The sequence below is a fragment of the Streptomyces torulosus genome, from assembly GCF_001419765.1.
Classification (GTDB): Bacteria; Actinomycetota; Actinomycetes; order Streptomycetales; family Streptomycetaceae; genus Streptomyces; species Streptomyces torulosus.
Genome location: NZ_LIRK01000673.1, coordinates 1 through 9905, shown reverse-complemented (window position 1 = coordinate 9905; position 9905 = coordinate 1). Strand labels below are relative to the sequence as shown.

The window sequence follows — 9905 nt, the reverse complement described above, 5'->3', positions numbered from 1 at the left end:
GTAGTACTCGCAGAATGCGCCGCATGGGATATCTCGAAGCGGCGCATCTGGAGTACTACCTTCCTGACGGGAGGGCCTTGCTCGGCGATGTGTCGTTCCGGGTGGGGGAGGGGGCCGTGGTCGCCCTCGTGGGTCCCAACGGCGCCGGGAAGACCACCCTGCTGCGGTTGATCTCCGGGGAGCTGAAGCCCCACGGGGGATCGGTCACCGTGACCGGCGGGCTCGGCGTGATGCGCCAGTTCGTGGGCTCCGTTCGCGACGAGACGACCGTCCGGGACCTGCTCGTGTCCGTGGCGCAGCCCGGCATCAGGGAGGCCGCCCGCGCCGTCGACGCGGCCGAGCACGGGATCATGACCGTCGACGACGAGGCGGCCCAGCTCGCCTACGCCCAGGCCCTCTCCGACTGGGCCGAGGTCCGTGGCTACGAGGCCGAGACCCTCTGGGACATCTGCACCACGGCCGCCCTCGGCATGCCGTACGAGAAGGCGCAGTGGCGGCAGGTGCGGACCCTGTCCGGCGGTGAGCAGAAGCGGCTCGTGCTGGAGGCGCTGCTGCGCGGCACCGACGAGGTGCTCCTCCTCGACGAGCCCGACAACTACCTCGACGTCCCCGGCAAGCGCTGGCTGGAGGAGCGGCTCGCGGAGACCCGCAAGACCGTCCTGTTCGTCTCCCACGACCGGGAACTCCTCGCCCGCGCCGCCCAGAAGATCGTGAGCGTGGAACCGGGGCCCGCGGGCGCCGACGCCTGGGTGCACGGCGGCGGGTTCGACACGTACCACGAGGCCCGTCGGCAGCGGTTCGAGCGGTTCGAGGAGCTGCGCCGCCGCTGGGACGAGAAGCACGCCCAGCTGAAGAAGCTCGTGCTGACGCTCCGGCAGGCCGCGGCGGTCAGCCATGAGATGGCCTCGCGGTACGCCGCCGCCCAGACGAGGCTGCGCAAGTTCGAGGAGGCCGGGCCGCCGCCCGAGCCGCCGCGCGAGCAGGACATCACCATGCGGCTCAAGGGCGGCCGTACCGGCGTACGGGCCGTGACCTGCGCCGGGCTCGAACTGACGGGGCTGATGAAACCCTTCGACCTGGAGGTCTTCTACGGCGAGCGGGTCGCCGTCCTCGGCTCCAACGGCTCCGGCAAGTCGCACTTCCTGCGGCTGCTCGCCGGTGAGGACGTGGCCCACTCGGGCCAGTGGAAGCTCGGCGCCCGGGTCGTCCCCGGGCACTTCGCGCAGACGCACGCCCATCCGGAGCTGGAGGGGCGGACCCTGCTCGACATCCTGTGGAAGGAGCACGCGCAGGACCGGGGCGCCGCCATGTCACGGCTGCGCCGCTACGAGCTGACCAGACAGGCCGAGCAGCCCTTCGACCGGCTCTCCGGCGGCCAGCAGGCACGCTTCCAGATCCTCCTCCTGGAACTCCAGGGAGTCACCGCCCTGCTCCTCGACGAGCCGACCGACAACCTCGACCTGGAGTCGGCGGAGGCCCTCCAGGAGGGCCTGGAGGCCTTCGAGGGCACGGTGCTCGCGGTCACCCACGACCGCTGGTTCGCGCGTTCGTTCGACCGCTATCTCGTCTTCGGCTCCGACGGCCGGGTCCGGGAGACCCCGGAGCCGGTGTGGGACGAACGCCGGGTGGCGCGCGCCCGCTAGAACACACCTACCGCCGTCCGGGGGCGGCGCGTCGCCCGGCCCCCGGTGCGTGGTGAGCCACCGCGCACCGGGCCGGCCGGTGTCACGTCCGGCGGAGCAGCGCCCCCAGGCCGCCGACCGGGATCCCGGCCTCCGCGGCCTCGGGTGCCGGTGCCACGGAGATCGCCGGGGCGCCGGTGGTCACCACGGACCGCAGCAGGGCGTCGTCGGCCCTCGCCGACCGGGCGTGGTCCTCGGCGAGGCCGAGCGTCCGCAGCTCCGTACGGCGCACGGCCAGCTGGTCGGGGTCCTCGCCCACCCACACCGCCCGATGCGTGTCGGGCCCCTCGGCGCGGACGAGCAGCTCGTCGATCCGGTGCTCCCGCGCCGCCTCCACCAGGTCGGCCACATCCTCCACGGCGCCCCGGCGCCCCTCGGCGTCCGGGCCGCGCGCCGCGAGGAACCGCTCGACCTCCTCGGCGGCCCGCCGGCGGACGTGCTCGGCGCGGATCCGCGCCACGTCCTCGGCGAGCAGCCCGCCGCCCACCCCGTACGGGGTCTCGACCACCCGGTCCAGCAGCCGCCGCGGAAGCCGGTCCCGCACGGCGTGCCGCTCCCGGTCCTCACCCACGAGGATCAGCAGATCGGCGCGGGTGTCCTCCTGGCAGACGGCGAGCGCGTCGGCGAACTCCGCCGCGTTGTGCTCCCAGGTGTTCTCCACCCGCAGCTGGAAGTGCCGCTCCGGCCGTTCGACCGCACCGGCCCGCTCCACCGGCCACCGCCGCCCGGCCACCGGCCCGGCGTCCTCACCGCCGGGAGCACCGCGCAGCTCGAAGCGGGCGCCCCGCCGGTCCACGTACGCCACCACGCACACCGGGTCCTCCCCGGCCAGGTCCAGCAGCGGAGCCGTACGCGGCAGCGGCGCCCAGAAGGCCTGGTTCGCCGGGGGCGGCGCGGCCAGCGGCGGATCGAGGACCACCCGCCCGTCATGGGCGAACAGCGCACGGCCGTGTGGCTCGGTGTCGTGCCGCAGCTCCTCCACCGCCTGGTGCACGGCCCGGCACGTCGCCTCGTCCGCCCCCTGCTCGGCGAGCTCATGGGAGACGGCGGCCGCCGCCAGGGACCGCTCCCGGGCCATGGACTCGGAGGGCGCGGACGTACCGGCGTACACGGAGGCCCAGGGCCCCGGATGTTCGTACAGTGGATGGAGGAACGCGAGATCCATGGCTCCCTCCCGGATGCCGCTCGGGGTGACGCTTGCCGGGCGGGTACCCGGACCTCATTGGAGGCATACGAAGATCGGGGTACCACCATGACCGGAGTGCACCCGGACCAGCTGGACGACCAGCAGTTGATGAAGGAGCTGGAGTCGATCCACCGGACGCGTCACGACGCGCTGCTGCACGGATCGGCCGAAGCGCTGCGCACCCACAACGAGCGGATGGCGCAACTGGAGGGCGAGTACCTGCGCCGCCATCCGCGCCGCCCGGTGGTCTCCGGGCGCACACGCGAGGGCGCACGGGACCGAGGACCGGGGCCGTCATGACGCGAACCACGTCCGACCCGGCCGACGACACGTCCGGCTCGGCGGAGCCCCATCCACTGCTCGCCCGGCACGCCGAGGCCCAGGACCTCTTCGGTGACCGGGTGCACGCCGTCCGCGACGACCACTGGGGCGCGGCCACCCCGTGCGTCGAGTGGACGGTCCGCGACCTCGTCAACCACCTCGTCTCCGAGCAGCTGTGGGTGCCGCCGCTGGTCCGGGACAGCTGCATGATCGAGGAGGTCGGCGACACGTTCGACGGGGATCTGCTGGGGCCCGACCCGGCCGCGTCCTGGGACACGGCGGCCCGCTCCGCGCGGGAGGCGTTCACTGCGCCGGGAGCGCTGGAACGCACCGTCCACCTGTCGTACGGCGACACCCCGGCCACCGCGTACTGCGCGCAGATGATCGCGGACCTCGTCGTCCACACCTGGGACCTGTCCCGCGCGATCGGCGCGGACGAGCGGCTCCCCGAGGAACTCGTGACGTTCACGACGCAGGAGATCGCCCCGTACGCGGGGGACCTGGAGAAGAGCGGACTGTTCGCGGCCCCCGTGGAGCCGCCGGCGGGCGCCGACGCGCAGACCGCGCTGCTGTGCCTGCTCGGCCGCCGTCCGTAGGGCGACGAGCAGGGGGCGCCCGCACAGCCGTGCGGGCGCCCCCTGTGTCGTGCCGGACTCAGACGCCGGCCGTCTGGAAGACGTCGAGGAAGGCCTCGCAGAACGCCTTCAGGTCGTCGGGCTTGCGGCTGGTGATCAGCTTGTTGGGCCCGTGGTCGCAGACCCTCACCTGCTCGTCGACCCATTCGCCGCCCGCGTTGCGGATGTCCGTGCGCAGGCTGGGCCACGAGGTGAGGACCCGGCCGCGGACCACGCCCGCCTCGACCAGGGTCCACGGCGCGTGACAGATCGCGGCGACCGGCCGGCCCCGCTCGAAGAACTCCCGCACGAACGAGACGGCCTTCTCGTCCATCCGCAGGAAGTCCGGATTGGCCACCCCGCCGGGCAGCACCAGCGCGTCGAACGACTCGGCGGGCACCTCGCCCACCACGTCGTCCACGGCGAACGTGTCCGCCTTGTCCAAGTGGTTGAACGCCTGGACGCGGCCCGGCCGCGTCGACACCAGCACCGGCTCGTGACCGGCGTCCGTCACCGCCTGCCAGGGCTCGGTCAGTTCGATCTGCTCCACACCCTCCGGTGCGGTCAGGAATGCGATACGCATACGCGTTCGGTCTCCTTTCTCCTTGGACGTCGCAGGTCAGACGGGGTTCCCGCCCGGCCAGGTGTCCGGTTCGGCGCGGCTGATGTCGGCGAGCGCCGAGTCCGGGTCCTGGGCCACGGCCAGATCGCCGAGGCTCACCATGCCCACCGGGTGCCCGTCCGCGACGACCGGAAGCCGCCGTATCGCGTGGTCGCGCATCAGCGCGACCGCCGTCGACACCGCGTCGTCCGGCCCGATCACCACGGGGTTCGGGGTGCACACGGCCTGGGCGCTCACCGTCAGCGGGTCCACGCCGTCGGCGACGGCCCGCAGGGTGATGTCACGATCGGTCAGCACCCCGATGAGCTGCTCGTCCACGGTGACCAGGACGTCCCCGACGTCCTGCGCGCGCATCAGCTGCGCCGCTTCCACGAGTGAGGCATCCGGGCGGACCGCCACGACGCCCGGCGTCATGACGTCCCTGACGAAATCAGCCATGCTGGTCTGCCTCTCGTTGCTGCTCCCGGGGTGCGGGGGCACGCCCGCGTGGGTGGGACGAGGCCCGCAGTACCCGTGAGCAGGGCGGCCATGCGCCCCGTCGTGTGCGGTTTCCGTGCCCGTCCGGTCACCCCTTCCCGTCGCCGTCCCGGGTGCCGACCACCGCCTCAGCGAGCTGGTGCACGGAGTCGTAGCGGTCCTTCTTCGGCAGCCGCTCCAAGGGTTCGACGAGGTTGTCCGGGGCGTGCTTGTCGCGCAGGACGCGGATCAGCTCGCCGGGCCGCGCCGGGAACGAGGTGCGGCCCAGGACACGGGCCAGCTCCAGGCGCAGCGTCTCCACCCGGGCGGGTGCGCGGCTCGGTGTCACCGGCCCGTGCGCGACCTCCGGGTCGTCCTCGGCGTACGGCTCCGGGTCGTGCCACTCCTCCGTCCGGGTGGGGTGCCCGGATCGGAGCAACCCCTGAAGTTCGTGCTTCATCTCGTCGTCGCGGTGGACGTTCAGCCGGTCGCTGCCTCGCTGCATGACTCCCCTCCATGGTTGGCGTGGCCCCCCGCGTACCCGAGGACCCGGGGTCGACACGGGCGTTCCGGCGGCGGCCGGATCCGTTCCTCGTGCCGGGGTTCCGCTTGCCGCCCGGGTTTGCCCGTCCGCGCAGGGGAGACCCGCCCTGACACCCCCCACCGCACATTCCCTGGGGAAGGACCGGGCCCATGGCGGTGATCGCCGTGATCATTCCGATGCTGATGCTCTGCGCCGTTCTGGCGCTGGGCCGCTACGAGGAGGTGCTGCTGCCACCCGTCGAGGACCCGGAGCCCGACCCGGTGGTACCCGCCCCCTGACCGCGCCTCCCTGATCCGGCGGCCGGGTGCGAGCGAGGAAACACGGCGGCGGGTCCGACGAGATCGGCTACCGCCCCGACCAGCACCGCCCGCCTGCCCGCGCCCGACCGCAGACGCCTGCTGGACGTGATGGCGCCTGGCCGGCGTCCTGCCTCTCTTCGCTCTGCGGGCGACGGCCGGGGCCGCAGGGTGGCCCCGGCCGGGGGCGCCGGTCGTGCTCCCAGGGTCTTCCCAGGTCGGTGTGCGCCATACCGGGGCGCCGCCGTACGGGGGCCAACGACTGGCCGGGGATCGGCACGGGGCCACGTGTCAGAATGAGGGCACCCCCTGTTCGTCCTTCCTTCATCGAGGTCCTTCCGTGTCCCAGCCCGTCGGCCGCGTCCCGCAGCGACGCAACGCACGGTCCAACCGGGCGCGCATCCTGGCCACCGCACGCCAGGAACTCGGACGGAACCCGGACATCACCCTGGAGGAGCTGGCCCGCGCCTCCGGTGTCGTACGGCGCACGCTTTTCGGGCACTTCCCCGGACGGGCGGCGCTCCTGGAGGCACTGGCCGAGGAGGCCACCGAGGCGCTCGAGTCCGCCGTGGCGGTCGGAGCGACGGCGACCGAGCCGGCGGAGCGGGCGCTCGCGCACTTCTCGTTGTCGATGTGGCCCGTCGGCGACCGCTACCGCATGCTTCTGGCACTCGCCCAGCGGGACCTGGGTATGGAACGTGTCGCCGAGATCCTCAAGCCCGCCCGCGTCAATGTCACGGCCATCCTGGAGCGCGGGCAGCGAGACGGTGCCTTCCACTCCCACCTGCCGCCTGCGGTGCTGAGCGCTGGTCTGGAGGCCATGACGGTCGCCCTGCTGGAGCAGGTCAACACCGGGGCGCTGGAGGACGACGGCACCCGGGTGGCCGTCACCACACTCATCGCGGCCGGCGTGCCGGAGAAGCACGCGCGCGTCGTGGTCGAAGAGGTGGCCGCCACGGCCACCGCGGAGGCTGTCGCCGAGGGGTGAGCCCGCGGCACGGCAGCTTACGCAGAGGTTCGAACAGATTCCGGTCGAAGGCACCGGGGTCTTGTCATGCGTATCCCGCTCCTCTGATCGGCGAGTGCCGAGTCGTCGGGCGGAGGGACATCGGTCGCTGCCATGACGGCCGACGACATGTGAAACGCCGTGGTTGACGACCGGCGGTCAGCGACACCTCACCGAGCCGGACATCGCCGAGCCCTCAACCGGCAGTGCACGGTTGCCGGTCGGTGGGCCTTGTAGCTCCGCTTTCGCCGGGTTGTGCCGGGCCCTCAGGTGCGGACAGCAGAAAGGGACGGTGCCGGGCGTCCCCTCCCGGCACCGTCCGGGGCCGTGCGCCGCTCAGGCACAGCCCGTCCTGGATGGAGGAGGCCGGAAGCGAGTTCCCGGCCCCCGGCCTGCGGCCATGGACCGCGCAGACCTCGTGGGCTCAGGCGCCCACGCTCTCGGTCTGCTCCTGGGTGGTCTCGGCCGCTTCTTCCTGGCGGTGCTTGCCGACGTCCTTGTGGCCGGGCAGGACGGCGATGACGATCAGGGTCCCGGCCGCCATGATGATGCCGCCGATGAGGCTGGTGTGCGCGATGGCCTGGGCGAAGGACTCGTGCACCGCCCCCAACAGGGTGTGGGCCTGTTCGGCGCCACCCTGGGGGTTCTTGGCGACCTGTTCGGCGACCGCGATGCCGCCGCCGACGGAGTCCTTGGCGACGTCCATGGCCTCGGCCGGGAGGTGGCCGCCGACCATGTCGGTGAGCTTGTCCTTGTAGGACGTGGCCAGCAGCGAGCCGAGGATGGCGATGCCCAGCGAGGCGCCGAGTTCCAGGGCGGTGTCGTTGGCGCCGCCGCCGACGCCCAGCTCGTCCTCCGGGAAGGAGCCCATGATGGTGTCGGTGGCCGGCGACAGGCTCAGGCCGATCGCGAAGCCGAGCAGCAGCAGGGGCGCCAGGAAGTCGGTGTAGGTCGAGCCCGACTCGATCTGCGTGAGCAGGAAGACGCCCGCCGTGCCGATCAGCATGCCGGTGCCCACGACCAGCTTCACACCCAGCTTCGGGGCCAGCCTGCCGGTGACCGCGGCGCCGACGAACACGGATCCGGCCAGCGGCAGCAGGCGGATGCCGGTCTCCAGGGCGTTGTAGCCGAGGACGAACTGCAGGAACTGGGTGGAGTAGTAGATCGAGCCGAAGGTGCCGAAGAAGAAGAACAGCACAGCCATCATCGAGCCGCCGAAGGGACGCTCGGTGAACTTGCGCACGTTCAGCATGGGGTTGGGGTGCTTCAGCTCCCAGGCGACGAAGGCCAGCAGGCCCACGCCGGCGACGACGGCCGCGGTGATCGGGCCGACGCCCCAGCCGAAGTGCGGGCCCTCGATGGTCGCGTAGACCAGCGAGCCGACGGAGACGATCGACAGCAGACCGCCGACGTAGTCGATCCGGCCCATGCCCTCCGCCTTCGACGGCGGGACCAGGAGCAGTGCGCCGACGACGCCGAGGACGGCGACGGGGACGTTCATCAGGAAGGTGGAGCCCCAGGCGTGGTCCTCCAGCAGCCACCCGGCGGCCAGCGGGCCCGCGGCGATGGCGAGCCCCGAGGTGGCGGACCATGCCGTGATGGCCTTGGCGCGCTCGCCGCGAGGGAACATCGCGACCAGCAAGGAGAGCGTGGCCGGCATGACGACGGCGGCGCCGACACCCATGATCGCGCGGGCGGCGATAACCAGGTTGGTCTCGTCGACCAGGCCGCCCATCACCGAACCGCCGACGAAGATCAACAGGCCCAGGACCAGGGCACCACGGCGGCTGTACTTGTCGCCTATCGCGCCGAGCACGAGCATCAGCGCGGCGTAGGGGACGGTGTAGCCGTCGATGACCCACTGCAGGTCACTGCTGGACAGGCTCAGGTCCTTGGTCATGTCGGGGGCGGCCACGATCAGCGACGTGTTCGCCATGACGACGATCAGCAGGCTCAGGCACAGGACCAGCAGGGCCCACCAGCGGCGTGGATAAGGCTTGGTCATCTTCTCGACGGGTGTGTTCGCAAAGAGCGGCATCGGGGGCTCCTCGGCAGGAGGTGAAGCGGAGGCTTCGGGGTGCGGATCGGTGGGGAGCGGTGCGTGTGCGGACAGGACTGGGCGCGGCACCGAGAGCAGTTAATTGCCCGCTGATGTGCAGGCTAGTTTATTGCTCGTCGGTGTGCAACTATCGAGTGGCCCTCCCCGTCGACCGGAGGTCCGACATGGCCCACTCGCCCGTCACGGCCGCCCCTGAACGCAGCCGAACCCTGCTCACGCGGGCCCGCATCCTTGAAGCGGCCAGGCAGGAACTCGGTCGCGACCCCGACGCGAGCCTCGGTGACATCGCCGAGGCGGCAGGTGTGGTGCGCCGTACCGTGTACGGCCACTTCAACGGCCGGGCCGCACTGGTGGAAGGGCTGGTGGAGGACGCCGCACAGGCGCTGCGGCAGGCGCTCGCGGCCCCGCGGGTTCCGACGGCGGACGCCGTCACGGAGTTGGCGCGCTTCGTCCTCGCGGTGTGGCCGGTCGGAGATCGCTACCGCATCTTTCTCCGTCTCGCCCCCCGGGACCTCGGGGCCGAACGAGTCGCAGAAGTCCTCGCCCCGGCGCGCGACATGGCGGAGGCGATCATCGGCCGGGGGCAGCGGCAGGGCCTCTTCCAGGCCGGCGTTCCGTCGGCCGTGCTGACCCGGGCGCTGGAGGGGCACCTGCTGGGCCTTCTGGACTGTGTGAACGGCGGGGCCTGGAGCGACGACGGCACGGGCACCGCGATCGCCGCCCTGATCGCGATGGGAGTGGACGCCGGCCATGCCGCCACCTGTGTCCGGGGGCTCGTCCGGCCCGAGGACGACGGCGCGTAGGCGCCTTGTCGCCGCGTCCCTGGTGGCCTTGCTGATCGGCGCCGTCGCGGTCGACCGGATCGCCGCGGCCCGCGGCCCCGGCCTTTGCCGGTGACGAAGCTGACAGTCGGACGGACGGTCCGGAGATGTCGGGGAACGCCGACGAGGCGCACGCCCGCAGCGTTCGGGCGACCGCCTGTCTGTCGTACGCGGATGTGTCGAACGCGCTCGGCGTGAAGGTGTCGCGGGGCGACGAGTCCGGCCGGATCAACGCGACGGCCAGTCTCCCGTTCGTCGGCGACGTGACCGTGGGCGCGGCCGCCGCGGCGGCCTCCGG

General features: G+C 72.4%; 11 protein-coding genes and 1 pseudogene. 7 read left to right on the top strand and 5 right to left on the bottom strand.

Annotation, left to right across the window (positions count from 1 at the left end):
- Positions 1–23: 23 nt before the first annotated feature.
- Positions 24–1643 carry an ABC-F family ATP-binding cassette domain-containing protein gene (locus tag AOK23_RS37090; protein WP_055716885.1) on the top strand — a complete coding sequence of 540 codons (1620 nt, stop codon included), beginning with the start codon at positions 24–26 and terminating at the stop codon, positions 1641–1643.
- Positions 1644–1725: 82 nt separating this feature from the next.
- On the opposite strand, the gene AOK23_RS37085 is transcribed toward AOK23_RS37090, so the two are convergent.
- A complete protein-coding gene (locus AOK23_RS37085) occupies positions 1726–2847 on the bottom strand; it encodes a baeRF2 domain-containing protein (RefSeq protein ID WP_055716884.1) in 1122 nt (373 codons plus the stop codon).
- Between the two features lie 87 nt (positions 2848–2934).
- Between AOK23_RS37085 and AOK23_RS37080 the strand changes: the two genes are divergently transcribed.
- Together AOK23_RS37080 and AOK23_RS37075 are read left to right on the top strand one after the other, a co-directional pair.
- The gene (locus AOK23_RS37080) at positions 2935–3168 is read left to right on the top strand and encodes a DUF6158 family protein (protein ID WP_079049917.1); all 234 of its coding nucleotides are present in this window, start codon (positions 2935–2937) and stop codon (positions 3166–3168) included.
- Complete coding sequence (locus AOK23_RS37075) at positions 3165–3785, top strand: TIGR03086 family metal-binding protein (protein ID WP_055716882.1); 621 nt, start codon at positions 3165–3167, stop codon at positions 3783–3785. Before AOK23_RS37080 ends, AOK23_RS37075 begins: the two co-directional genes overlap by 4 nt.
- A gap of 58 nt (positions 3786–3843) precedes the next feature.
- On the opposite strand, the gene AOK23_RS37070 is transcribed toward AOK23_RS37075, so the two are convergent.
- From AOK23_RS37070 to AOK23_RS37060, 3 genes are all read right to left on the bottom strand, one after another.
- A complete protein-coding gene (locus tag AOK23_RS37070; RefSeq protein WP_055716881.1) occupies positions 3844–4386 on the bottom strand; it encodes a type 1 glutamine amidotransferase domain-containing protein in 543 nt (180 codons plus the stop codon).
- Between the two features lie 36 nt (positions 4387–4422).
- On the bottom strand, positions 4423–4863 hold the full coding sequence (locus AOK23_RS37065; protein ID WP_055716880.1) for a CBS domain-containing protein: 441 nt from the start codon (positions 4861–4863) through the stop codon (positions 4423–4425).
- 127 nt (positions 4864–4990) lie between these two features.
- A complete protein-coding gene (locus AOK23_RS37060) occupies positions 4991–5386 on the bottom strand; it encodes a DUF2795 domain-containing protein (RefSeq protein WP_055716879.1) in 396 nt (131 codons plus the stop codon).
- 188 nt (positions 5387–5574) lie between these two features.
- Here AOK23_RS37060 and AOK23_RS51560 point away from each other — a divergent pair, with 188 nt between their 5' ends.
- Together AOK23_RS51560 and AOK23_RS37055 are read left to right on the top strand one after the other, a co-directional pair.
- Positions 5575–5703 (top strand): hypothetical protein, encoded by a 129-nt coding sequence (locus AOK23_RS51560; RefSeq protein ID WP_274757586.1) that lies wholly within the window; start codon positions 5575–5577, stop codon positions 5701–5703.
- Positions 5704–6061: 358 nt separating this feature from the next.
- Positions 6062–6709, top strand: coding sequence for a TetR/AcrR family transcriptional regulator (locus AOK23_RS37055; RefSeq protein WP_055716878.1), 648 nt, complete (start codon positions 6062–6064; stop codon positions 6707–6709).
- A 442-nt stretch (positions 6710–7151) separates the two neighbouring features.
- On the opposite strand, the gene AOK23_RS37050 is transcribed toward AOK23_RS37055, so the two are convergent.
- Entirely contained in the window at positions 7152–8765 is a 1614-nt protein-coding gene (locus tag AOK23_RS37050; protein WP_055716877.1) for an MFS transporter, read from the bottom strand.
- 185 nt (positions 8766–8950) lie between these two features.
- On the opposite strand from AOK23_RS37050, the gene AOK23_RS37045 reads away from it, so the two are divergent.
- On the top strand, positions 8951–9589 hold the full coding sequence (locus AOK23_RS37045) for a TetR/AcrR family transcriptional regulator (RefSeq protein ID WP_055716876.1): 639 nt from the start codon (positions 8951–8953) through the stop codon (positions 9587–9589).
- A 125-nt stretch (positions 9590–9714) separates the two neighbouring features.
- A pseudogene (locus tag AOK23_RS50795) lies at positions 9715–9905 on the top strand (LmeA family phospholipid-binding protein); the annotation flags it as partial.